General features: G+C 68.6%; 20 protein-coding genes, 1 pseudogene and 1 riboswitch. Of the genes and pseudogenes, 4 read left to right on the forward strand and 17 right to left on the reverse strand.

The features are described 5' to 3' along the window. Positions 1–15: 15 nt before the first annotated feature. The 8 genes from AC3WR5_RS28240 to AC3WR5_RS28275 all read right to left on the reverse strand — a co-directional run bounded on the left by AC3WR5_RS28240 (position 16) and on the right by AC3WR5_RS28275 (position 8,871). A complete protein-coding gene (locus tag AC3WR5_RS28240; RefSeq protein WP_492488810.1) occupies positions 16–1,023 on the reverse strand; it encodes a complex I NDUFA9 subunit family protein in 1,008 nt (335 codons plus the stop codon). Then, a complete protein-coding gene (locus AC3WR5_RS28245) occupies positions 1,020–3,116 on the reverse strand; it encodes a lytic transglycosylase domain-containing protein (protein WP_492488812.1) in 2,097 nt (698 codons plus the stop codon). The genes AC3WR5_RS28240 and AC3WR5_RS28245 overlap by 4 nt, the downstream gene beginning before the upstream one ends. Positions 3,117–3,180: 64 nt before the next feature. After that, the gene (locus tag AC3WR5_RS28250; protein WP_492488814.1) at positions 3,181–4,395 is read right to left on the reverse strand and encodes a D-amino acid dehydrogenase; all 1,215 of its coding nucleotides are present in this window, start codon (positions 4,393–4,395) and stop codon (positions 3,181–3,183) included. Then, entirely contained in the window at positions 4,392–5,807 is a 1,416-nt protein-coding gene (locus AC3WR5_RS28255) for an amidase (RefSeq protein WP_492488816.1), read from the reverse strand. Before AC3WR5_RS28255 ends, AC3WR5_RS28250 begins: the two co-directional genes overlap by 4 nt. Before the next feature lie 8 nt (positions 5,808–5,815). Beyond that, a complete protein-coding gene (locus tag AC3WR5_RS28260) occupies positions 5,816–6,502 on the reverse strand; it encodes an amino acid ABC transporter permease (protein ID WP_492488818.1) in 687 nt (228 codons plus the stop codon). Beyond that, positions 6,499–7,185 (reverse strand): amino acid ABC transporter permease, encoded by a 687-nt coding sequence (locus AC3WR5_RS28265; protein WP_492488819.1) that lies wholly within the window; start codon positions 7,183–7,185, stop codon positions 6,499–6,501. The genes AC3WR5_RS28260 and AC3WR5_RS28265 overlap by 4 nt, the downstream gene beginning before the upstream one ends. A 9-nt stretch (positions 7,186–7,194) precedes the next feature. Next, on the reverse strand, positions 7,195–7,980 hold the full coding sequence (locus tag AC3WR5_RS28270) for an amino acid ABC transporter ATP-binding protein (protein WP_492488820.1): 786 nt from the start codon (positions 7,978–7,980) through the stop codon (positions 7,195–7,197). A gap of 24 nt (positions 7,981–8,004) precedes the next feature. Continuing rightward, entirely contained in the window at positions 8,005–8,871 is an 867-nt protein-coding gene (locus AC3WR5_RS28275) for an ABC transporter substrate-binding protein (protein WP_492488822.1), read from the reverse strand. Between the two features lie 101 nt (positions 8,872–8,972). Here AC3WR5_RS28275 and AC3WR5_RS28280 point away from each other — a divergent pair, with 101 nt between their 5' ends. Then, positions 8,973–10,031, forward strand: coding sequence for a GlxA family transcriptional regulator (locus tag AC3WR5_RS28280; protein ID WP_492488823.1), 1,059 nt, complete (start codon positions 8,973–8,975; stop codon positions 10,029–10,031). A 130-nt stretch (positions 10,032–10,161) separates the two neighbouring features. Here the strand turns inward: AC3WR5_RS28280 and AC3WR5_RS28285 are convergent, their stop codons facing one another. Together AC3WR5_RS28285 and AC3WR5_RS28290 are read right to left on the reverse strand one after the other, a co-directional pair. Beyond that, a complete protein-coding gene (locus AC3WR5_RS28285; protein ID WP_492488825.1) occupies positions 10,162–10,848 on the reverse strand; it encodes a glutathione S-transferase family protein in 687 nt (228 codons plus the stop codon). A gap of 29 nt (positions 10,849–10,877) precedes the next feature. Continuing rightward, on the reverse strand, positions 10,878–11,864 hold the full coding sequence (locus AC3WR5_RS28290) for a LysR substrate-binding domain-containing protein (protein ID WP_492488827.1): 987 nt from the start codon (positions 11,862–11,864) through the stop codon (positions 10,878–10,880). A gap of 169 nt (positions 11,865–12,033) precedes the next feature. Here AC3WR5_RS28290 and AC3WR5_RS28295 point away from each other — a divergent pair. Continuing rightward, positions 12,034–12,189, forward strand: a pseudogene (locus AC3WR5_RS28295) (DUF2917 domain-containing protein); the annotation flags it as partial. 47 nt (positions 12,190–12,236) lie between these two features. On the opposite strand, the gene AC3WR5_RS28300 reads toward AC3WR5_RS28295, so the two are convergent. Next, entirely contained in the window at positions 12,237–12,650 is a 414-nt protein-coding gene (locus tag AC3WR5_RS28300; protein ID WP_141290282.1) for a TfoX/Sxy family protein, read from the reverse strand. Positions 12,651–12,733: 83 nt separating this feature from the next. On the opposite strand from AC3WR5_RS28300, the gene AC3WR5_RS28305 reads away from it, so the two are divergent. After that, positions 12,734–13,336 (forward strand): 5-formyltetrahydrofolate cyclo-ligase, encoded by a 603-nt coding sequence (locus tag AC3WR5_RS28305; RefSeq protein WP_141290281.1) that lies wholly within the window; start codon positions 12,734–12,736, stop codon positions 13,334–13,336. Positions 13,337–13,483: 147 nt separating this feature from the next. Continuing rightward, the gene (locus tag AC3WR5_RS28310; RefSeq protein ID WP_492488828.1) at positions 13,484–14,908 is read left to right on the forward strand and encodes a tetratricopeptide repeat protein; all 1,425 of its coding nucleotides are present in this window, start codon (positions 13,484–13,486) and stop codon (positions 14,906–14,908) included. Between the two features lies 1 nt (position 14,909). On the opposite strand, the gene AC3WR5_RS28315 is transcribed toward AC3WR5_RS28310, so the two are convergent. The 6 genes from AC3WR5_RS28315 to AC3WR5_RS28340 form a co-directional block, all read right to left on the reverse strand. Beyond that, entirely contained in the window at positions 14,910–15,524 is a 615-nt protein-coding gene (locus tag AC3WR5_RS28315) for an OmpW/AlkL family protein (protein WP_141289713.1), read from the reverse strand. A 172-nt stretch (positions 15,525–15,696) separates the two neighbouring features. Beyond that, positions 15,697–16,527, reverse strand: a complete 831-nt coding sequence (metF, locus tag AC3WR5_RS28320; RefSeq protein WP_141289710.1) for a methylenetetrahydrofolate reductase [NAD(P)H] — start codon at positions 16,525–16,527, stop codon at positions 15,697–15,699. 19 nt (positions 16,528–16,546) lie between these two features. Continuing rightward, positions 16,547–17,269 (reverse strand): TlyA family RNA methyltransferase, encoded by a 723-nt coding sequence (locus tag AC3WR5_RS28325; RefSeq protein ID WP_492488830.1) that lies wholly within the window; start codon positions 17,267–17,269, stop codon positions 16,547–16,549. A 73-nt stretch (positions 17,270–17,342) separates the two neighbouring features. Continuing rightward, the gene (locus AC3WR5_RS28330; RefSeq protein ID WP_492488832.1) at positions 17,343–20,864 is read right to left on the reverse strand and encodes a DEAD/DEAH box helicase; all 3,522 of its coding nucleotides are present in this window, start codon (positions 20,862–20,864) and stop codon (positions 17,343–17,345) included. Between the two features lie 30 nt (positions 20,865–20,894). Then, the gene (gene ahcY / locus AC3WR5_RS28335) at positions 20,895–22,337 is read right to left on the reverse strand and encodes an adenosylhomocysteinase (protein ID WP_492488834.1); all 1,443 of its coding nucleotides are present in this window, start codon (positions 22,335–22,337) and stop codon (positions 20,895–20,897) included. Positions 22,338–22,457: 120 nt separating this feature from the next. Continuing rightward, a riboswitch (S-adenosyl-L-homocysteine riboswitch) is annotated at positions 22,458–22,531 on the reverse strand. A gap of 85 nt (positions 22,532–22,616) precedes the next feature. Further along, positions 22,617–23,573, reverse strand: coding sequence for an AraC family transcriptional regulator (locus AC3WR5_RS28340; RefSeq protein ID WP_492488836.1), 957 nt, complete (start codon positions 23,571–23,573; stop codon positions 22,617–22,619). Between the last annotated feature and the right edge of the window lie 152 nt (positions 23,574–23,725).

Raw genomic sequence — 23,725 nt, forward strand, 5'->3', positions numbered from 1 at the left:
CGAGACCGTCCTGTTTCAGCGGTGGCGGGCACGAAAGCCGTCCAGCCGGGCGCAGCGCTGGCCGGCACCCAGCGTGGCGGGCAGGATGGCCGACATCGGCTGCGGCACGATGCCCAGCGACGCCAGGCCGGTCACGTTTGCAGTGGCCACGCTGGGCACGGTCAGGCTGGCCAGGTTGTCTCGGCTCAGCAGCGGCTCGCCGGGGGCGAGTTCCATCAGCATGGCCTGCAGCGTGGCCAGCGGGCCGGGCAACGCCCACACCGGCCGCGCCTGGCCCGCGGCCCAGCCGGCCTGCTGGGCCAGTTCACCCAGCGTGACAACTTCCGGCCCAGCGCATTCGATCACCGCTGGCGTAGCTTGCGTGGCCGGCCAGCTCAGCACCTTGGCAATCGCCGCGGCCACGTCGCCCACCCACACCGGCTGCATCTTCGCGTGTGCGCCGGCCAGCGGCAGGACCGGGAAGCGGCGCTGCAGCGAGGCGAACAGCGGCGTGATGTGGTCGCCGTCGCCGAAGATCACCGAGGGGCGCAGCACCGTCACTGTCAGGCCCTTGCCTTGCAGCGCAGCCTCGCCCTTGGCCTTGCTGCGCAGGTAACGCGAAGGCGCATCGGCGGCCGCACCCAGTGCGCTGACATGCACCACGCGCTTCACGCCGGTGTGCTGGCAGGCGGCGGCCAGACGGGCCGGCAGCTTGGCGTTCACCGCATCCAGCTCGGCCTCGCTGCCCTGCAGCTTCGCGATCAGGTTGACCACCGCGTCGCAGCCCTGGAGCAGCCCGTCCAGCGCCTTGTCGTCATGCACATCGGCTTCCAGCAGGTCGACCAGCGGCAGTGGCAGGATGTTGCGGGCGTTGACGCGCCGGCGCGTGGGCACCACCAGGCGCAGCGCGGTGTCGCGGCGGCCCAGCGCGTTGCCAAGGGCCTCGTGGAAGCGGCCGTCCGCAAAGTCGTCACCGCGCACCAGCAGTTCGCACAGCGTGCGGCCGACAAAGCCACTGCCGCCGAGGATCAGCACCTGGTTCATCGTGAGGCTCCTTCGCCTGTTGTGGGGTCCACGCGCGAAGGCAGGTCCGGTGCCGGCTCGGGCACGCTGCTGTCGCGCGGGCCGATGCTGCCGCCCATGCGCGCCTTCAGCGAGGCGGGTTTGCCGCTCATCAGGCCGGCGTAATAGGTGGCGTTGGACAGCACCTTCTTCACATAGTCGCGCGTCTCGTTGAACGGGATGTTCTCGGTCCAGATCGCCGCTTCCAGCACCGGGCCGTCGCGCCAGCGGCGCGGCCGGCCGGGGCCAGCGTTGTAGGCCGCGGCGGCCAGCGTCTGCGAGCCGCTGAAGTCGTCCAGCGCCAGCTTCAGGTAGGCGGTGCCCAGGCGCAGGTTGGTGTCGCGGTCGCTGAGCATGTCGGGCCTGTAGTCCAGGCCGATCTTCTTGGCGGTCCACTTCGCGGTCGAAGGCATGACCTGCATCAGGCCGGACGCACCCACGGCCGAGCGCGCATCCACATAGAAGCGCGACTCCTGGCGGATCAGCCCGTAGGCATAGGCCGGGTCCAGCCCGATCTCGCTGGCGCGCGGCAGCAACTGCTCGCGGTGCGGCATCGGGTAGCGCTGGTTGAGGTCGAACTCGGCGCGGGTGCGGTCGCTGCTGTTGATGCAGCGGTCCCACACCTCGCGCTCGCAGGCCAGCTGCGAAGCGGCCAGCAGCTCGCGGTCGCTCATGCCGATCAGCGAAAAATTCCATTCACGGGCGCCTTCGGAGCGCAGTCCCGCGGCCAGCGCCATCAGCCCGCGCTGCAGGCCGGGGTGGCTTTGCGCGGCCTGGCGTTCCGGTGCGGTCAGCGGCGCCGGGCGCGGCGGCAGCGGCTGCACGGCGCCCAGATCTTCCGAGGCCAGCTGGCCGTAGTAGCCCAGCTGCGGCGCCAGCGCTTCGAGCAGCTTGCGGGCTTCCTGCCGGTCCACATTGCCTGCCTCGCCGGGCTTGGCCAGCGCCATCACCGCGCGGGCCCGCCAGTACTGCCAGACCGGCTCGTTGCGCTCGGTCGTGCCCATCGCCTCGATGTCGCGCAGCGCCAGTGTCCAGCGCTCGCTGCCCTGGCCCAGGCGCAGCGCACTGCGGGTCATCCAGCCCAGGGTTTCGTCGCTCCAGTCCGGGCGATCGGCCTCGCGCTTTTTCAGCAGGGAGAAGGCCTTCTTCTGCCAGTCCAGGCTGTCCGGGTGAAGGCCCAGCGCGCCTTGCCGGGCGACGATGGCCCAGGCCCACGCGGCCTGCTCGGCCGGCAGCATCGTGCCCCAGCGTTCGTTCAACTGCCTGGCTGCCACGTCCACGTCGCCAGACGCCAGGCGAGCGATGGCCAGTGCGCTGAGCCAGGCATGCGTGCCGTTGCGCGCGCTGGCCTTCTTTGCCAGGTACTTGGCCGGGTTGTCGAAGATCTCGCCCAGCGGCTTGGCCACGTCGTCACCCAGCAGGTTGGCGGTGTTGCGCGCCAGCTTCTGGCGGTTGTGTTCCACGGCGTGGCGCAGCTTGCGCCAGGCGTCGTCGCCGCTCAGCAGCTTGGCGTCGGTCAGCGTCTGCGCCAGGGCCTGGCAGCCCTCGTCGGGGCTGGTCTGGGCCATCCAGGCCCGACGCGCGCCGTCGCGGATGTCGCGCCCGGCGGTGTATTCGGCCAGCAGCGCGTAGCAGGTCACCTCGCGGTCGTCGTTCATGCGGAAACGCGGCTGGTCGCGGGTGAAGTTGGCCCAGTCGCGGCGGCGGCCGAGTTCCAGCAGCCAGTCATTGCGCAGCCGGTCTTCCACGTAGCTGCCCGGCCAGCGTGCATAAAAGGCTTCCACCTCGTCCACCCGCACTTCGCTGAGCCGGCCAGTCAGCTCCCAGTAGTCGACCCAGGGCGCCAGTGGGTGGCGGCTGTCCAGCACCTGCTGGCGCAGCGCGGAAAGCTTGAGCCGGTCACGCTTCACAAACGCATCGCGGGCCTGACGGATGGCGTCGTCGCGGTCCTGGGCGGCCGCCGGACCGGCCAGTGCCGCCACGGTGCTTGCGGCGATCAGCAGCAGCTTGGCCCAGGGGCGCGAAGCTGCGCGGGAATGAGGTATTCGGAACAGGCTGGACAGGGCGCGAAGCATCGTGCGGGCACTGTACCGCAGGGGGTGGGCGAACCCTCGCTTCGGCAGGCGTGGTGCAGGGGCTTCAGGGTCGCCTCAACCACTCGCAAACACGGGCTGCGCTTCCAGCCGCGAGTGTCAGCCCCAGCGCGCCGTGGCCGGTGTTCAGCAGCAGGTTGTCCCAGGCCGGCACCGCGCCGATCAGCGGCAACCCGGTGGGCGTGGCCGGGCGCAGGCCGGCCCAGGGCCGCGGCTCGTCGAGCTCGCAGGCGCCTGGGAACAGCGCCTCGACCGAGGCCAGCATCTGCGCCACGCGCAGCGGTGGAATGTCCAGCCCGTGGCCGCCCAGCTCGGCCATGGCCGCCACGCGCAACTGGCCGGCCAGTGGCGCAAACACCGTCTTGCGCGACAGGTCGGTCACGCTCGCCCGCGGCGCTCGCTCGGGGCGCAGCAGCGGCAGCGTCAGGCTGTAGCCCTTCAGCGGCCACACCGGCAGCCGCAACCCCAGCGGCTTGGCCAACTGCGCGCTCTGGCTGCCGGTGGCGAGCACCCAGTGGTCCGCCTCGATCTCGCCCAGCGAACTGCGCACGGCCCGCACTTTGCGGCTCGCGGTGACAAAGCCCGAGACCGTGCAGTTGAAGTGCGCTTGCCCGCCCAGCCGCAACAGCCCGGCCAGCAGCGCGTGGCACAGCGCAAACGGATCGGCCACGCATTCGCTTTCTGTCCACACGCCGCCGGCAATCTGCCCGGCCTGGCTGGCCAGCGCCGGCTCGCGGGCGATGCATTCGTCTGCCGTCAGCACCTGCTGCGGCGCGGCGCCGTGGCCGGACTGGAAGGCGATTTGCCGACGCTGCGCTGCCAGGCTGGCCTCGCTGGCGCACAGCACCAGCTTGCCGTTGCGCGCGAATGCGATGTCCCAGGCTTCTTCCGCCAACCAGGCTTCCAGCGTCTGCCGGCTCATGCGCGCCAGTGCCAGCAACTCGACCGTGCCGCGCTGCACCTGCGCCGTGGTGCAGGCCGCGAGGAACTGCAGGCCCCAGGCCCATTGCCGCCAGTTCGCCACCGGGCGCACGCGCAGCGGCGAGGCTGGGTCCAGCAGCAGCCTGGGCAGGCCGCGCAACGTGCCGGGCGAGGCCAGCGGTTCAACGTAGCTGTAGCTCAGCTGCGCGCCATTGGCCCGGCTGGCCGCCAGGCCGGGGCCGCTCGCGGCGTCCAGCAGCAGCACCTCATGGCCTTCGCGCGCCAGCGCATAGGCGGTGGCGCAGCCGATCAGGCCGGCCCCGATCACTCCAACCTTCATGCGGCGCTCTCCTGCAGTCCCGGTGGCACGGCGAGGTGCCATTCGGTCGCCTGCTGGAACGCGTGGCCCACGCGCAGGATCAGCGGTTCGGCCAGCGGCCGGCCGATCACCTGCAGCGAGACCGGCAGCCCTTGCGGCGACAGGCCCACCGGCAGCGCCAGCGCACACAGGTCCAGCCAGTTGACGAAGCGGCCCAGGCGCGACAGCGGCGTGGCGAGTTCGTCCACCTCGGCCACGGGAATCGCGCTGATCGCGTTGGTCGGGAACAGGCAGACATCGATGCCGTCCATTGCCGCCGTCATCGCGGCCATCGCCTGCGCGCGGGCCCTCAGCAGCTGCTGGTAGCGCGCGGCGCTGGTCTGGCGGCCGAGCAGGATGCGGCGGCGCACGTGGGGGTCCCAATTGAGGTCCTCGCGCTCGTACAGCGGGCCCAGCTGCGCATAGCCCTCGGCGCTCATCAGCTCGCCGGCCAGCGCCATTGCCTCCGCCAGCGGCTGCGGCAGCGCGCGCTCCACCAGTTGCAAGCCCAGGCGCTGAAAGGCCTGCAGCGCGGCGTCGTAGCCAGCCAGCACTTCGGGTGACACGTGTTCACGCTCCGCCGCCGGCAACACCCAGGCGCGCAGGCCGGCCATCGGGCGCTGCAACTGCTCGCCGGCCACGCGGCGCACGGGCGACAGGCGCGAGACCGGGTCGGCCGGGTCCGGGCCGGCCATCGCGTCCAGCAGCAGCGCGGCGTCTTCGGCGCTGCGGGCCAGCGGGCCGATGGTGTCGTGCGTGGGGCAGAGTTCGATCAGGCCGTGGCGGCTGATCAGGCCGTGCGTGGTCTTCAGGCCGGTGAGGCCGCACAGGCCCGCGGGAATGCGCACCGATCCTCCCGTGTCCGTGCCCAGCGCGGCGCTGGCCATGCCGGCCGACACTGCGACGGCCGAGCCGCTGCTGGAGCCGCCCGGCACGCGGTGTGTCGCCAGGTCCCAGGGGTTCCATGGCGTGCCCATGGTCGCATTCGTGCCCCAGCCGCCAAACGCGTGTTCGACGGTGTGGGTCTTGCCGATCAGCACCGCGCCAGCGGCGCGCAGCCGGCGCACCACGGTCGCGTCCAGCGTGGAGCGCCGGGCCGGCAGCGCGCTGGCGCCGCCGGTGATGAGGCGGCCTTCGATCTCGAACAAGTCCTTCACCGCGATGCTCACACCATGCAGCGGGCCCAGCGTGGTGCCGGCCCGGCGCAGCGCGTCCAGCGCACGCGCGCTGGCCACCGCCTCGTCGGCATACAACTCGATGAAGGCGTGCAACTGGCCGTCCAGCCGCCGGGCGCGGGCGAGTTGGGCCTGCACCAGCTGCTCGCTCGTAAGCAACCCGGTGCGCAGCGCGGCCGAGAGCTGGGCGATGGAGGCGTGGACTGGCGTGGGATTCATTGGAAGCGTCATGTTGCGCCGAGACCGCGTCGGCCGCGAGAGAGGCGCTGTTGCAGCAGCCGCGAGGCCATGGACAGCGGGAAGGCGATGGCGAAGTAGAAGGCGCCCACCAGCAGGAAGATGTGCAGTGGCAGGAAGGACTCGCTGGCGATGGCGCGGGCGGTGAGCATCAGTTCGTCGGTGGCGATCAGTGCGCACAGAGAGCTGTCTTTCAGCAGCGCGACGTAGCTGTTCAAGAGGGGCGGCAACATCACGCGCAGTGCCTGCGGCAGCACGACAAAGCGCAAGGCCTGCAGCGGCGTGAGCCCGGCCGCCAACGCGGCTTCGCGCTGGCCACGGTGCACCGCGGACAGGCCGCCGCGCAGCAACTCGGCCACATAGGCTGAGCCGTGCAAGCCCAGCCCCAGCACGCCGGCCCAGAAGCCCGAAAGCCGCAGGCCCAGCGCCGGCAGCGCGAAATACAGCGCCAGCAGCAAAGCCAGCAGCGGCACGGTGCGCAGGCCCTGGATGGCGGCCTGCGCCACGCGGCGCTGCCACGGCCGGCCGCTGCGTTGCATCGCGACCCAGCCGGCGCCCAGCAGCAGCGCCAGCGCAAAGCCGAGCAGCGAAAGCGCGATGGTCAGCAGCGCGGCCTGGCGCAGCCGGGGCAGCCAGTCGGCCAACTGGTCGGCATACAGCGCGAAGAATGCGGTCATGGCGTGGCCTCCAGCCGGCCGCGGGTCAGCCGGGTTTCGAAGCGGGACAAGGCCCAGCCCAGCGGCAGCAGCATCGCGGCATACAGCGCCAGCGCGCTGGCGTAGATCAGCGGGGTCTGGAAGGTGCTGGTGACCAGCTGCCGGGCGAAGAACATGATCTCGGGCGCGGCAATCGCCGAGGCCAGCGAGGTGTCCTTCAGCAGCTGGCTGGCGAAGTTGGTCAGCGCCGGCATCACCAGCCGCAGCATCTGCGGCAGCAGCACGAAGCGCAGCGTTTGCCAGGGCGTGAGCCCCGCGGCCAGGGCCGCTTCGTGCTGGCCCACGTGCAGGGACTTCAGCGCGGCGACGAAGACGTCGCACAGCGTGGCCGCGCCAATGCCGCCCAGGCCGAGGATGGCGGCCGCCATCGGGGAGAGCCGCAGGCCGACCGAGGCCAGGCCGAAGTACAAGAGGAACAGGTGGGCCAGTGCCGGCACGTTGCGCGCCCATTCGATCAGCGCGGCGACCAGGCCGCGCAGCAGCCGGCCGGCCAACGAGCCACCGCTGCTGGCATGCACCAGCAGCGCCAGCGCGAGGCCACCGGCCAGCGCGATGACCAGCGCACCGGCGGCGATGCGCGCGGCGGTCCAGGCGCCGGCTGCCAGCGTGGCGAGGATGGACGGGAGCACGTCGAGGGCGTTCATGTCTCGACTTCAGGCTGCCGTGAGCATCTGGCCCAGGAACTGCCGCGTGCGCGCCGCCTGCGGCCGGTCGATCACCTCCGCCGCGCTGCCTTGCTCGACGATGTGGCCGCCTTCCATGAAGATGACCCGGTCGGCCGTCTCGCGCGCGAAGCGGATCTCGTGCGTCACCAGGATCATCGAGCGGCCTTCGTCGGCCAGTTCGTGGATCACGTTCAGCACCTCGCCGACCAGCTCCGGGTCCAGCGCCGAGGTGGGTTCGTCGAACAGGATCAGCTGCGGCTGCTGGGCCAGCGCGCGGGCAATCGCCACGCGCTGCTGCTGGCCGCCGGAAAGCCGCTCCGGGTACTCGCCTGCCTTGTGGTGCAGGTGCACCTTGGCCAGCATCGCGTCGGCCAGCGCGTAGGCCTCGGCCCTGGGGATGCCTTGCGCCTTCATCGGCGCCAGCGCCACGTTGTCGCGCACCGTGAGGTGGGGCCAGAGGTAAAACAGCTGGAACACCATCGCGATGCCGGCGCGCTGCGGCGCGAGTTCGCTGTCGGTCATGAAGCGCCACTGGCCGTTGCCACCCTGGCGCTGGCCGATGCGTTGGTGGCCCAGCGTCACCGAGCCGCCGTCGGGCCGTTCCAGGAAGTTCAGGCAGCGCAGGCAGGTGGACTTGCCCGAGCCGCTGGGTCCGATCAGCGAGAGCGTCTCGCCCTTATGCAGGTCGAAGGAAATGCCCTTGAGCACCTCCAGGGCGCCGTAGCGCTTGTGCAGGTCACGCACCTGCAGCAGCGGTGGAGGGGTGGTATTCATGGCGACAGCTTCCGGCGGCAGGGCTTACTTGCAGCTGGGCAGTGGCCAGCCGGCCGGGCGGTCCACGCCGGCGCGGAAGTTCTTGCCCACCGGCATGTACCAGACGTCCTGCACCAGCCCGTAGCGCGTGCCGATCTTCTTCAGCTCGCAGCCCTGCCAGAGCTTGCCGATCTCGGCATTCACCGCAGCCAGCAGCTCGGGCGAATCCTTGTTCAGGCCGATCACCACCTGGCCCAGCCCGGTCAGCAGCGGGAAGTCGGGATTGTTGTCGGTAAAGGCGTTGAAGCGCAGGTGCCACTGCGGGTTGCGCGAGATGGCGTACTGCATCACCGGCGGGTCGCCGATCACCGCGTCGATGCGGCCGGCCAGCATGTCGCGCACCGCGGCGTCGGAGGTGTCGTAGAGCGACAGCTCCAGGCCGGGGATCTTGCGCAGCTCGGGGATGAACGAGAAGCCGGTGATGGTGCCGACCTTCTTCTTCTCCAGGTCCTTCAGTGTGGTCCAGTTCGTCTTGTCGACCTGGGTGATGCCGTTCTTGAAGTAGTGGATCGGGTCGCTCAGCAGCATGATCTTCGAGCGCTGCTCGGTCCAGCCCATGGTGCCGGCCATCAGGTCCACGCGCTTGGCCTGCACCGAGGCGATGGTGCCGGACCATTCCATCAGCGCCGGCTTGACCTTCAGCTTCAGCGTGTCGGCCACGTGCTGCAGCACCTCGCCGTCGTAGCCGATCATCTTGCCGTCCTGCCAGCCGGTGCCGGGCATGTCGCCGGTGAAGGCAATCGTCAGCGTGCCGGGCTCGACGGTGGCGGGCGTTTGCGCAAAGGCGCAAGCGCCACTCAACAGCAGTGCAGCAGGCAGCAGGCGGCGCAACAGGGGCAAGAACGGGGTCATCGGCAACTCCTTGGGAGACACACTTGGGTGGGTTGAACGAAGCCGACTTTAGGAACGCGCCTGCTTCTTGCATTGAAGGCGCAACCCCCCGAATTGAACGCATGCGACAAGCCGCCCGAACCGTCAAAGCTGCACCAGACACTGGCGCTGATGCCCTGGTGGCGCGCCTGGACGCACCCGGCGCGGGCGGCGTGGAACTGCGCATCGGCATCCTGCTGTGGCCGCAGTTCCCGCTGCTGTCGCTGGCCGGCCTGTGCGACGCGCTGCGCCACGCGGCCGACATCGGCGACCAGAGCCAGCAGCTGCGCTGCAGCTGGACGGTCCTGGGCACGCCTGGCGAGCGCATTGCGGCCAGCTGCGGCATCGAGGTGCCGGTGCAGCAGTCGCTGGGCTCGGAAGCCACGTTCGACTACATCGCGGTGATCGGCGGCCTGCTGCCGCAGCTGGACAAGGCGGACCGCCGGCAGGTCCGCTTTCTGAAACAGGCCGCGGCCTCGGGCGTGCCGCTGCTAGGCATCTGCACCGGCAGCTTCGTGCTGGCGCACCACGGCCTGATGGACGGCCACACCGCCTGCGTGCACCCCTTCCACGTGGCCGACTGGCAGCGCCTGTTCCCCGCGCTGCCGCACAGCACGCACGGCGACTACCTGATTGACGGCGACCGCATCACCTGCGCCGGCGGCGTCTCCATCATCGAGCTGGCCACCGAGCTGGTGCGCCGCCACTGCGGGGCCGACCGCGCGGCCAAGGTCGTGCACCAGATGACCGTCACCCGCCGCGCCGCCAGCTCCCACGTCGCCCGCCGCCACGCGCTGGGCTACGCCGGTGCCGACAACGACAAGCTGCGCCAGGCCATCCTGCTGATGGAAAAGAACATCGCCACGCCGCTGGAAATCGGCGTGATCGCGCGGCTGGTGGACTGCAACCGGCGGCAACTGGAGCGGGTGTTCGTCGCCGAGACGGGCCTGTCACCCGCCGAGTTCTACCGCCGCTCGCGCCTGAAGTTCGGGCGGTGGCTGCTGACCACGACGGACGCCACCATCAGCGTCATTGCGGCCGACAGTGGCTTTGCGGACTCGGCGCACTTCATCCGACTTTTCCAGCAGCACTACGGCATGGCGCCTGGGCGTTTGCGGACGGCGTTGGTCGCCAAAGGTTGAAAGGCCTTCGCCGAGGTGTTGTCGTGCGAGGCCGCCGGGCGACCGATTCCGCTCATGTCCCCCGCCTTCGGCTCCTCCTTTACTTCGCTACATCGGCCACCCGGCGACCTGATCGTGCGCCGACCTACGGTCAACCCGCCGCAGACTTCCGATACGGCTCTTCGAATTCCCGGAAGTCCTTCTCCGCCAGCGCTTCACCCACAAACGCCGCGACACCTGGCGTCTCCCACACGTTGGCGATGTATTCGGCAACGATCCCGGAAACCGGCAGCGCATAGGTGCGGATGCGGCCGACGACCGGGGCGAAGTAGGCGTCGGTGATGCCGAAGCTGCCGAAGAGGAAGGGGCCGCCGGATTGGTCCAGGGCTTCGGTCCACATGGCTTGCAGGCGCTGCAGGTCTGACACGACGCCGGGTTGTTCTGCCATCAGCTTCGCGCCCACTTCGGGCAGTGAAGCTTCGATGTTTTGCGAGCAATGGTTGCGCAGGTGACCGAAGCCGGCATGCATCTCGGCGCACAGGCTGCGGGCACGAGCGCGCTGGCGCTGGTCAACTGGCCACAGTGGCAGGTTCGGAAACTTTTCGGCCACGTATTCGGCGATGGCCAGCGTGTCCCACACGGCGAAACCTTCGTCCACCAGCAGCGGCACCTTGCCGGTGGGCGCCACGGCGTTGACGGTGGCCTTGAAGGCGGAGTCGGCCTCGAAGCTGTCGAAGCGCACCATGACCTCTTCGAACGGGATGCCGAAGTGGCGCATCAGCACCCACGGGCGCATGGACCAGGACGAGTAGTTCTTGTTGCCGATGTAGAGCTGCATGGCGAGGCGTGGTTGAGAGCCGGGGCGCTTCATCGTAAGTCACGGCCACTACAACCCACCGCGTCACAGGTCTCTTTGGACTGCGCGAGCAGCCACGCGGTGAAGGCCTGCAGTTCGGGGCGCTCGGCCGGGTTGGCGCCCAGCGGGATCAGCCAGTAGCTGTAGGGCGAGCCGAGGCGGCCGGTTTCGCCGAAGGGCTCGACGATCTCGCCGCGGGCCAGCGCGTCGTGCACCATCGGCAGCCGGGCCAGCGCCACGCCCTGGCCGGCCAGCGCGGCCTGCATCTGCTGATGGGTGAAGTTGACGCTGATCCAGCGACGCGGCTGCAGCCGGCCCAGGCCCTTGGCCTCCAGCCAGGTCGGCCAGGCCATCGCGGTGGCCTGCGCGGTGCCGTCGTCCATCTCCAGCAGCGTGTGTTCGCTCATGTCGGCGGGGGTGCGCAGCGGCGGTGCCTCGCCGCGGGCGATGGCGTCGGCCAGGCGGGCGCCCACCACGGGCGTCAGCACCTCGTCGAACAGCCGGATGGCGCCGCCAGGGGCCTTGTCGGGCATGCAGCTGCGCAGCGCCAAGTCCAGCTCGGCATCGTCCACTTCCACCAGCCTGTCGGTGGCCGAGATGCGGATGTCCAGTTTCGGGTGTTGGCGTTCGAAGTTGACCAGCCGCGGCATCAGCCACAGCGAGGCGAACGATGGGAAGGTCGTCAGGCTGACCTGGGTGCGCGAGCGCGCCATGCGGATCTGGCGCACGCTGGTGTCCAGCCGCGTGAGCAGCGGTGCCACGCTGCGCAGCAGCGCGTGGCCGGCGGCAGTGAGCTCGACCTTGCGGGTGCCGCGGTTGAACAAGCTGGCGCCCAGCTCTTGCTCCAGGCCCTTGATCTGGCGGCTGATGGCCGGCTGCGTGAGGTGCATTTCCTCGGCCGCGGCGCTGAAGCTGAGCAGCCGGGCAACGGCCTCGAAGCTGCGCAGGCCGTCCAGCGAGAGCGGGCGCTGGCGTGCACCGGAAAGCGGCGTATTCATGCGCAGATGGTATCAATCCCTGCGCCAAGTCTCATTGGAATTTTACGGCCCACACGCCGATGATTCAGGTCATGCAGCGGTGAGCTTCTTCCACCGCACTGATGCAAGAACGCTATTGACACCGCCAGCCCAAAGGAGCCTCACCATGCAAACCCAAGCCTCTCAAGCGATGACCCTGCGCCAAGCCCAAGCCTGGCGCGCCCCGCGCGCCGGCGACCTCAAGGTGCTGCAAGGCGAGGTGTGGATCACCCGCGCCGGCGACCTGTCCGACCATGTGCTGCAAGCCGGCGAAACGCTGCACGTGCAGCGTGGCGAGCAGCTGTCTGCCGGCCCATGGGAAGCGGGCAAGCCGGTGCAACTGGCCTGGCAGGCTCAACCGGCCTTGCCCTTCGCCCGCTTGCGCGAGGAGACCGGCCGTGGCGTGGCAGCTGGCGCGCGTTTCCTGGCCGGCGGTTTGCTGGCTCTGGCACGCAGCGCCGAAGCCAGCGCGAGCCGGGCCCACGGCAGCATCTGAGCGGGAGAGTCCATCGCGTCGTCTGGCGCGGTGAAATAGCTCAGCGAGTGCTGGCCGCCGTCGCGCACGCTGTAGGTGAATGGTGTGCAGCCCTGGGCCTCGAAGCTCGCGCGGGTTTCGTCGTCGACCTTCAGGTACAGCCGCTCGTCAAAAATCAGTGCGAGGAACAGGTCATCCACGTAGAAGCCGTGGCCACCGAACATGCGGCGGCTGCGCACCGTGCCCAGCGGCGACAGCAATTCCCGGCACCACGCCACGAAGTCATTGCTCATGGTCGGATTCTCGCGGGTCAGGCCAGGTGTGCACAGGCCGCTCAGGCCGCACAATGCAAAGCTCCCTGGTACCGAGTCCGACCATGACCCTGCCGTTCAAGCTGCAACTGGAACCGTCCCGCGACAAGGCTGTGCTGCGCAAACAATTGCAGGCCGAACGCATGGGGCTGCTGGACCGCCACAAGCGCGCGGCGCAGCTGCAGGAAGTGCTGCAGGTCTGGCTGATCAAGCGGCCGGAAACCACGATTGGCGCCTACTGGCCGATCAAGGGCGAGTTCGACGCGCTGCCGGCGCTGTACCGCTGGAGCGAGGCAGCGGAGCCCGGCCAGCCGCCGCGGCGCATCGGGCTGCCGGTGATGAACCGCGAGACCAAGCGCCTGAGCTTTCACGTCTGGTATCCCGGCTGCGAGATGGAAGAGGACGCCTACGGCATCCCCAAGCCCAAAAACACCGAGATCTTCCACCCGCAGTTGCTGCTGGTGCCGTGTGTGGGTTACGGCCCCGGCGGCGTGCGCCTGGGCTACGGTGGCGGCTTCTACGACCGCACGCTGGCCGAGATCCAGCCGAAGCCGTACACCGCCGGCCTGGGCTACTCGCACGGCTACGTGCCGTGGCTGGAGCCCGAGCCGCACGACGTGCCGCTCGATGCGATGCTGAACGAAGAGGGCGTTCAGCTGGACAAGTAGCCTTGCTTCCTCAGTGGTAATACTGCCGCCGCTTGGGGCATTCCTGTCACGTACCTGTCAATCGTCGTTATAGTCCCGCGAAGGGGCTCGCCGGCATTCGTGCGCGCGGGCCGGGAGTGGCCACTAGAAAACCGGCGGCAGGGCTGCATGCAGGCATTGGATTTCCACGTCTCCAAGACGTTAAAGGTTCAGTTTTTCTCGATGAACGACGGCGGTCGGCGGCCGCTGGCCGTGACCTTCACGCCCTCGAACAACAAGCAGCTCGACGGCACGGGGTTTGGCGGCGACTTCCTGCTGAAGTCAGGTTTCGATGTCCTGGCATTCAAGTCTTCGGTGGATGGCTGGTTTCAGGAAGTGCCCGCCGAACTCTTTTCGGCCATCAATGCCTTTGTGGCCGATCGAGGCCATGAGCGCCGGGTGGGCTACGGCTCGTCGATGGGGGGCTTTGCAGCCATCGCGTTTTCAGGTCGGTTGAAACTCGACACCGTCCTGGCCTGCTCCCCTCAGTTCGCGATCGACCAAGCATTCGACAAGCGCTGGGCATTTTTCGGCCAGCAATTGGCCTGGCGCTACCGCATTGATGCGGCTGCGCTGGGAGCCGATTGCCGCTACTTCGTGTGGGCCGATTCGCAGGACGCAGACTGGCTGCACGTGGACCGATTGAGGGCCCTGATCGCGCCTTCTCGGCTGCATGTTTTGGCCTTGCCGCACAGTGGTCATCCCTGCCTTCAATTCCTCCATGAAGCCAGGCAGTTGAAGCCCGCGGTGCTGGACGTGCTGCAGGGCGATTCGCTCGGGCCGCAGTTGCATCGCCATGCGCGCCGCGACTCGAAGACCTACTGGAAAAATCTTTCAAGGCGGTTGCTGACCCATCGTCGGCCACATGCAGCGCTCGCAGCTGCGCATGCGGCCGTGGCCCGTGATGAGCGGGACCCGACCTCGATCTGGCTCAAGGCCAAAGTCCTGCAGGTGTTGGGGCGAGAGGATGAGGCCAGGCAACTGAGCCGTCAGATGCTTGGCGACGGGGAGCACCCAAGACGCTTGTTTCAGCTGAGCCGGCGCCAGATGCAGGCCGAACAGTGGGTAGACGCGCTGTCCGCCATCGACGCCGCGCTGGCCATGGCGCCGGGCTCGGCGCAGTTCCACATGCAGCGCGCGCAGGTGCTGTCGCGCACGGGTCGCATGGGCGACGCCGTGCAGGCGGCGCGGGAGGCGCACTTCATCGCGACCGACGATCCCGAAATGAACGAGCAGTTGGGCAAGCTGCTGCTCAAGATCGATGACCTGCCGGGCGCCCGCGAGGTCCTGGCCCAGGCGCTCGCAAGCGGCGTCAGGTCCGCGGGCATCTTCCTGCACCTCAGCGCGACCCTGCTCAAGCTGGGCCGGTTGAACATGGCGCTGCGTGTTGCGGAGGATAGCCTGCGGCATTGGCCGGAAGATCAGCGCCTGCAGTCGCATCTGGCCCGGCTGCAGGCGCGGGTGTCGGCAGGTGGCGCGCGGCATCGGCGCCGGCCGGCCGGCGCCGCGCAGGTGTGGGATGAACTGTCCTGGGTGAAGATCGCCCGGGCTTGAATCAGAACCGCTTGCCGACACCCACGCTGACCAGCAGCGGGTTGACCTTGAAGGTGCCGACCTTGGTGCCGGCCGAGCTCACATCGGTCTCGATCTGCACCTTCTTCAGGTCGAAGTTGACCAGCCAGCCGTCCTTCACCGGCACGTCCACGCCGGCTTGCAGCGCCCAGCCGAAGCTGTTCTTCTTGATCGAGGGCGACAGCGCCGCATCTACCGCGGGCTCGAAGCTGACCGACGAGAAGCGGGTGTAGTTCAGGCCGGCGCCGACGTAGGGCCGCAACGCCTTCAGGTCGGTGAAGTGGTACTGCAGCGTCAGCGTGGGTGGCAGGTGCTTGAGGCTGCCGATGATGGTGTCGCCCGAGCGGATGGTGTGGCGCTGCGGGTAGGTCAGCACCAGTTCGGTGGCGATGTTGGGCGTGAAGAAGTAGCTGACATCGAACTCGGGAAAGGCCTTGTCGTTGATCTTCAGGTCCAGCCCGGTGCTGTCGCTGTTGTCGGACTGCAGGTAGAGCGCACGGGCGCGCAGCAGCCACTGGCCGCTGTCTTGCTGGGCGGCGGCGAATTGGGGGGCGAGGGCGGCGGCAACGGCGGCCAGGGCGATGAGGGTCTTGCGCATGGTGGCGAACTCCTTGTTGTTGAATGACATGACGTGATGTCATTGCAACCGGGGGAGGGGTTCGTCAAGCTGTGCTGGCGCAAGTTGCCGGTGCGCGAGGCGGTGTCCGCGGAAAGCGCTTGATCCAGGTCAGCATTGGCGCAGGCGCGGTGATGCGCCGGCGCCACAGGGCTCAGCCGCCCAGGCCCAGCCGCTCGCAGAGCGCCAGCGTGGCCGTGCTCTGGTTCATCGTGTAGAAGTGCAGGCTCGGCGCGCCACCGGCGATCAGGCGCTCGCACAGCGCGCTGACCACGTCCAGCCCGAAGGCCTTGATGCTGGCCGTGTCATCGCCAAAGCTTTGCAGCCGCATGCGGATCCAGCGCGGAATGTCGGCGCCGGTGCTGTCGGCAAAGCGCATCAGGCCGCTGGCGTTGGTGATGGGCATGATGCCGGGCACGATGGGCAGGTCCAGCCCCAGCGCGCGGGCTTCGTCGACGAAGCGGAAATACGCATCGGCATTGAAGAAGAACTGCGTCATCGCCGAGTTCGCACCGGCCCGCGCCTTGGTCGCGAAGGCCTCCAGGTCGGCTTGCGGCGACCTGGCCTGCGGGTGCATCTCCGGATAGGCGGCCACTTCGATGTGGAAGTGTGTGCCGGTGGTCTCGCGGATGAAGGCGATCAGGTCGCTGGCATAGCGGAACTCGCCGAAGGCGCCGTAGCCACTGGGCAGGTCGCCGCGCAGCGCCACCAGCCGGCGGATGCCGGCGCCCTGGAACAGCTGCAGCTTCTCGCGCACCGACGCGCGCGTGGCCCCCACGCAGGTGAAGTGCGAGGCCGCGTCCATGCCCTCGGCCAGGATGGCCTGCACGGCGGCCAGCGTGCCGTCTTGCGTCGAGCCGCCAGCGCCATAGGTCACCGAGCAGAACTCGGGCTTGAGCGCATAGAGCTGCTGGCGCACGGCAGCAAGTTTGACCACGCCTTCGGGCGTCTTCGGCGGAAAGAACTCTAGGCTGATGGAGGTCATGTCAATCTGGCTTGCAGGTTCAAGCGGGCTGCTTGGCCCAGACGAAGAATTCGGTGTTGCCGTTGCCGCCCTTGATCGGGCTCTCGAAGTACTTCTGCACCTTCAGGCCGTGCGCCTTGCAGGCCTGCCAGAGGCGGTTCTCGACCTCGATGAAGTGCACCTTGTCCTTGACGATGCCGCCCTTGCCGATCTGCGCGGGCTGCAGCTCGAACTGCGGCTTGATCAGCACCAGCAGGTCGCCGCCCGGCGCCAGGTACTCGACCATGGTCGGCAGCACGTGGGTGGAGGTGATGAAGGACAGGTCGCCGGTCACGAAGTTGAAGCTGTGCGGTTCGTAGCTGGCCGCAAACGGCGAGCCCTCGACGTCGCGCGCGTTCTGGCCCTCGAAGCTGGTCACGCGCTCGTCGGCCTGCAGCTTGGGGTGCAACTGGCCGTGGCCCACGTCGATGCCCACCACATGGGCCGCGCCCGCCTGCAGCAGCGCGTCGGTGAAGCCGCCGGTGCTCTGCCCCAGGTCCAGGCATTGCCGCCCGGCCACGTCGATCTTGCAGGCCTTCAGCGCGCCTTCCAGCTTCAGCCCGCCGCGCGAGACAAAACGCAGCTCGGCGTCGTCGGTGACCTGCAGCTCACACTCCTCCGGCACGTCCAGCCCCGCCTTGTTGATCACCGCCCAGCCCTTGGGCCCCTTCCACCGCACGGCATGGCTCTCGATCAGGCGCTGAGCCGCCGACCGGGTGGCCACGAGGCCTCGTTGAAGAATCAATTGATCTGCGCGCATGGAGTTCCAGTGGAATGTGAGAGGGCGGCGATGCTGTTCATGCAGAGGCCATTTCGGAATTTTCGGTGGAGACGCTGCTGGCTTCGCCGAGCGTGGCAGCGCCCAGCGGCTGCAGCAGCCAGTTCAGGTCGGCTTCGCTGAGGCGGGCGCTGGTGTCTTCGGCATCTGCTGCGCCTTGCACGCTGCGGGCAAGTTCTGCCTTGCGGGCCTGCATCGCGAGGATGCGCTCTTCCAGCGTGCCATCAGCCACGAGCTTGTAGACGAAGACGGTCTGGGTCCGCCCCAGACGGTGGGCCCGGTCGGTGGCCTGGTTCTCGGCAGCCGGGTTCCACCAGGGGTCGAAATGGATCACGGTGTCGGCCTGCGGCAGGTTCAGGCCGGTGCCGCCGGCTTTCAGGCTGATCAGGAACAGCGGCACCTCGCCCGATGTGAAACGGGTGATCGCGGCCTCGCGGTCCAGGGTGTCGCCGGTCAGAAGTGTCCAGCGCAGGTCGGCGCTGGCCAGCGCGGCTTCGATCAGCGCCAGCATCGAGGTGAACTGAGAGAACAGCAATATGCGGCGGCCTTCTTCCAGCATCTGCGGCAGGTTCTCCAGCAACCAGGTCAGCTTGGCCGATTCGCTGCCGATCTTCTGGCGGTTGTTCTTCAGCTTGACCAGTCGCGGGTCGCAGCAGGCCTGGCGCAGCTTGAGCAAGGCGTCCAGCACGAAGATCTGGGAACGGGCCAGGCCTTTGGCGGCGAGCGCCTTCTGCACCGAGGCCTCGGCGGCAGCGCGGATGGTTTCATAAAGATTGGCTTGCGCTGCGCCCAGTTGCACGCGCACGACCTGCTCGATCTTCGGCGGCAGTTCCGATGCCACCATGCGCTTGTCCCGGCGCAGCATGAAGGGCATGAGCCGGCGGCGGAGCAAGGCCAGGCGACGGCTGTCGCGCTGCTTTTCGATGGGCGTGCGGTACAGCTCGGTGAAGCGCGGCTCGCGCCCGAGGTAGCCCGGCAGCACCAGGTCGAACAGGCTCCACAGCTCGCCCAGGTGGTTCTCCATCGGCGTGCCGGTCAGCGCGATGCGGTGGTGGGCGTGCAGTTGCCGGGCCGCCTTGGCGGTATGGGTGCGCGCATTCTTCAGCGTCTGGGCCTCGTCCAGGACCAGGGCATGCCAGGACTGTTCGACCAGCACGTGCAGATCGCGTTGCAGCAAGGGGTAGGTCGTCAGTACCACATCGTGTTCAGCCAACTCGGCGTGGCGCGCGTGGCGGCCGGCGCCGTGCAGCACCAGCATGCGCAGTTCGGGCGCGAAGCGCTCGCATTCGCGGTGCCAGTTGCCGACCAGGCTGGTAGGCACCACGATCAGGCTTGGGTGCCGGCCCAGGCCACGTCGTTGTTCGTCCAGCAGGTGGGTCAGGGTCTGCAGGGTCTTGCCCAGGCCCATGTCGTCTGCCAGCACGCCGCCCAGGCGATGCTTGGCGAGTGCGCTCATCCAGGCCCAGCCCTGTTGCTGGTACGGCCGCAGCTTGGCCTGCAGTCCCTCGGGAGGCGGTGGCAGCGTGACTCCGGCCTGGCGTGGCGCCAGCACCTCTCGTAAAGCGGCATGGCCGTTTTGGCCGAACTCGGCCTGGTCGGCGCCCAGCCGCAAGGCTTCCACCGGCGAAAGGCTCAAGGATTCGCTGCCGAAGTCGCCTTCGCGTTCCCCCAGCAGCTCGATCAGCACCTGCAGCCACGGCCGTAGCGGCGCCGAGGGCAGCTGCCACCAGTGGTTGTCGTCCGTTTGCAGCCAGAAATGCTCGGGCAGGGCGGCGGGATCGTTGGCGGCATCCAGATTCAGGCCGGCCAGCACCTGCGGCAGCAAGGGCAGCAGGTTGATGCGCCGGCCGTCGATGTCGAAGCCCAGGGAAAGGTCCAACCAGCCCCCGGCATCGCGCGGGTCGCTGCTTTCCAGGCTGGCGGAGATGTCGTCGACCCGCTGGGTGCGGCGCAGCCAATCCTCGTCGAGTTCAACGATGAAGCCCAGCTCGCGCAGTGGCGCGAAATCCTGGGTCAGCCAGCCGGCCAGCAGGGTCTTCGGGTCTTCGCTCCTGGCGCCACCCAGTTGCCAGTGGTGCGGCGGGTCCGTGATGTCCGATGTGGTCACATGGCGCGGTGTGGCGAATTCGGCCCAGGCATGCGCTGCGGCCAATTCGGCGGCCGGCTCGCGGTGCAGTTCCACTAACCCTTGCGCGCTCGTAACGAACTGGCGTACGGGCGCGCGCGCCGGCCAGGGGGCGCAACGCAGGCCGTCGTAGTCGAGCCAAAGTTCCGCCTCGGCCACGGGCGCGGGTGCAGCAGGTTTCGAGCGCCTGGCCGCCGGTTCGGGCCAGCGCAGCCGGAGCACTGGCCGCGGCGCGATCTGCCGGATGGTGCGCACCACCGGCTCGGCCACGGCCTCCGGCAGCGAAGGCAGCAGCCCCCGCAGTTCCGGCTGCTGGCGCAGCCAGGCCTCCGGCATGGGCGGGCAGCGCAGCCATTGCGCAACCTGCGACTCGGCGATGCCTTGCAGATCCAGTGGACCGATGCAGTGGGTGGCGTCGTCCCGATAGAGATTGGCCTGCCCCAGGTAGGGCACGGCAGCGGCTTCCTGGCCGTGCGCGTCCCGGATGCATGGGCTCAGCGCCCACATGGCCGAGGCCAGGGGCTGCCAGGTCCAGTCCAGGCGGCGGCTCGGGCCCCAATGCCAGGGTGCAGACGGCGTGTCGTCGGACAGGCGCTGAACCACGCGGCCACTGGCCAGGACCCGCTCCAGCGTGGGTCGCGCCAGCGCGCCGGCCAGGACGCCCCAAGGCAGGGTGTTCCAGCGCGAACCGGACAGGTGCTGCATGGCCTCCAGGTTCTGCAGCAGGAACAGCAAATCCGGGTCTCCGGCATGGGCGTTGAAGTCGTGAAAGTTCTGCGAGGGCAGGCTTTGCAAGCGTCCCGGCAACCCGGTCTTCTTCAGCAATTTGCTGCGCGCCGGCCTCAGCGTGAGCCTGTGCTCGCCCGGCTGATGGCCGCGATGTTCTGCCAGTTCGAAATAAACGATGCCATCGGGCTGTGAGGGTCTGAAAGACAGGCTGACCCGAACCAACTGTTGATTTTCCAGCCAGCGCTGAGCCGCCGCTTCTTCGGCGGACGGCTGCCGGGACGCCGCTTTGCCCACCGGTGTTGCCGCCGGTGCCGAGGTGGCGCGCGGCGCCTGGGGCTGGGTGGGTGGCACGACCTCAGGCTGCTGCCTTGACAGCTCAAGCAACAGCGCGACCGCGTGCTTGCAGCGCTGGCCTACCGGGCAATCGCAGCCCGCGCCAAACCACCACTGGCCGTTTTCGTCGCGCACCAGGTCCAGCCAGGTCTCGTAGTTGCCCGAGCTGCCGCCCACTTCGGCGTCCACCGTCCAGCCGGGGTTCGCATTCGGGTCTTCGGTGAGTGTGAGCTCGCCGACCCGCCGCTCGCGAGCGTAGCGTTCGCCACGCTCGCGAGCACCCGAGCCGAACTGTTGCAGCAAGGTGCTCAGTCCGGGGCCGGACACTGCCTGCAACTCATCGTCGTCGTACATGGCGAGGCGAACGCTGGGCGCGAAACCGGGTCAGTACCGGTAGGTGTCGGGCTTGTAGGGGCCTTGCTTGGGCACGCCAATGTAGGCCGCCTGCTCGTCCGTCAGCTCGGTCAGCATCGCGCCGACCTTCTTCAGGTGCAGGCGGGCGACCTTCTCGTCCAGGTGCTTGGGCAGCACGTAGACCTTGCCCACGTCGTAGCCGTCCTTGTGGCAGAACAGCTCGATCTGGGCGATGGTCTGGTTGGCGAACGAGGAGCTCATCACGAAGCTGGGGTGGCCGGTGCCGCAGCCCAGGTTCACCAGGCGACCCTTGGCCAGCAGGATGATCTTCTTGCCGTCCGGGAAGACCACGTGGTCGACCTGGGGCTTGATCTCGTCCCACTCGTACTTCTCGAGCGACGCGACGTCGATCTCGTTGTCGAAGTGGCCGATGTTGCAGACGATGGCCTGGTCCTTCATCGCTGCCATGTGTTCATGGCGGATGACGTCCTTGTTGCCGGTGGTGGTCACGAAGATGTCGGCCTTGTCGGCCGCGTATTCCATGGTCACGACCTTGTAGCCTTCCATCGCAGCCTGCAGCGCGTTGATCGGGTCGATCTCGGTCACCCAGACCTGGGCCGACAGCGCGCGCAGTGCCTGCGCCGAGCCCTTGCCCACGTCGCCATAACCGGCCACGCAGGCGACCTTGCCGGCGATCATCACGTCGGTGGCGCGCTTGATGCCGTCCACCAGGCTTTCACGGCAGCCGTAGAGGTTGTCGAACTTGCTCTTGGTGACCGAGTCGTTGACGTTGATCGCGCGGAACAGCAGCGTGCCCTTGACCGACATTTCCTTCAGGCGGTGCACGCCGGTGGTTGTCTCTTCGGTCACGCCGATGATCTCGGCGCTCTTGCGGGTGTACCAGGTCGGGTCCACCGCCAGCTTGGCCTTGATCGCGGCGAAGAGTTCGGTCTCTTCTTCGCTCTTCGGGTTGGCGATGACGGACAGATCCTTCTCGGCCTTCTGGCCCAGATGCATCAGCAGCGTGGCGTCGCCGCCATCGTCCAGGATCATGTTCGGGCCTTCGCCCGGCGTGCCGGCGGCGCCGAAGTCGAAGATGCGGTGGGTGTAGTCCCAGTAGTCTTTCAGGGTTTCGCCCTTGTAGGCGAAGACCGGAGTGCCGGCGGCGACCAGCGCGGCAGCGGCATGGTCCTGCGTCGAGAAGATGTTGCACGAGGCCCAGCGCACTTGCGCGCCCAGGGCCTGCAGCGTCTCGACCAGCACGGCGGTCTGGATCGTCATGTGCAGCGAGCCGGTGATGCGCGCGCCTTTCAGCGGCTGGCTGGCGGCGAATTCCTCGCGGATCGCCATCAGGCCGGGCATCTCGGTCTCGGCGATCTTGATTTCCTTGCGGCCCCAGGCGGCGAGGGACAGGTCGGCAATGACGTGGGAATCGGTGGCCAGCAGTTGGCTGGCGGGAGTGGCTGCATTCATCGGGGAGCTCCGAAAGTCAAAGGGTTGACCCGCGGTGGCGAACAGGATGAACAACAGCGTGCACCGGCACAAGCGGGACACAACTCACCCTGGGCGCCACGGCCATGGATCGCAGGGCCGTGCGGGTGAGCGCCGTTGCAAAGCAGAAGGTTCCGAGCCTGGGGCCTGCTGGCCTTGCAACGCTCCTCGGAACCGAGGGCCGGATTCTAACCAGCACCGCAGCCGCTGGCGAGGCGTCCCTTGCCGCGGGTGCAGTACCGGCGCTGTCGGTTTCAGGACTTATGTCGCATCGGCCGGCGCTTTGAGCTGGCTGATGTCGGCCCGCGGCGGCGTGCCGAACAGCCGCCGGTACTCGCGGCTGAACTGCGACGGGCTTTCGTAGCCCACGCGGTGCGCCGCAGTGCTGGCGTCCAGCCCTTCGGCCAGCATCAGCCGGCGCGCGTGCTGCAGCCGCAGGGACTTCTGGAACTGCAGCGGCGACAGCGTCGTCAGCTGCTTGAAGCGCAGGTGCAGCGTGGATGGGCTCATCGCCGCGCTGGCGGCCAGCTCGTCGATGCGCAGCGGCTGGTCGTAGCGCTGCGTCAGCTGCTCGACTGCGCGGGCAATGCGCGGCGCGGCGCTGTCGCCGGCCGCCAGTGCGCGCAGCCGCGGGCCCAGCGGCCCGGTCAGCACGCGGTAGAAGATCTCGCGCTGCACCAGCGGTGCCAGCATGCGCAGGTCCTGCGGCGTGTCCAGCAGCTGCAACAGGCGCAGCGCAGCGTCCAGCAGCGGCGCGGTCACGGGCGCCAGGTTCAGGCCGCCGGCGGCGGGTTCGACCGGCGCTGCCGTCACCGGCGGGCCGGCGTCCAGTTCGAGCAACAGGTCGGCCAGCGTCTGGGTGTCGCAGCTGAAGCGCAGGCAGATGTAGGGCTTGTCCGGCGTGGCCTGGATCACGTGGCTGCGCGGCATCAGCGGCATGGCCACCAGCAGGCAGTGGCTGGGGCCGTAGGTCAGTACTTCGTCGCCCAACTGCACCTGCTTGGCGCCCTGCAGTGCCAGCACCAGGCCGGGTTCGTAGACGACAGGCAGCCGCGCGGCGGGTGCGCTGGCGCGGATCAGCTTCAGGCCGGGCACCGCGGTGGCATGCGTGCCTTCGCTGGTGGCTCGGCGCAGCGCCAGGGCCAGGGCCTGCTGTCGCAGGGCATCCAGTTCAAGTTCGGCGGTGGATGGGGCAGCTGCAAGTGTCGATTCGGCCATGCTGTCGATTGTGCAAGCGCCGCATTGGCCCTGGCGCGGCGGTGGCCGCAGGATCGGAGGATCAGGCAAGGATGGCCGAGCTTTGCACTGTGCCGGCGTGGCGCCGCTGCCTAAGCTTCGGTCCATCGCAGCGGCACAGGGCCGCTGCCCGC

The organism is Ideonella sp. FW305-24, assembly GCF_058788035.1.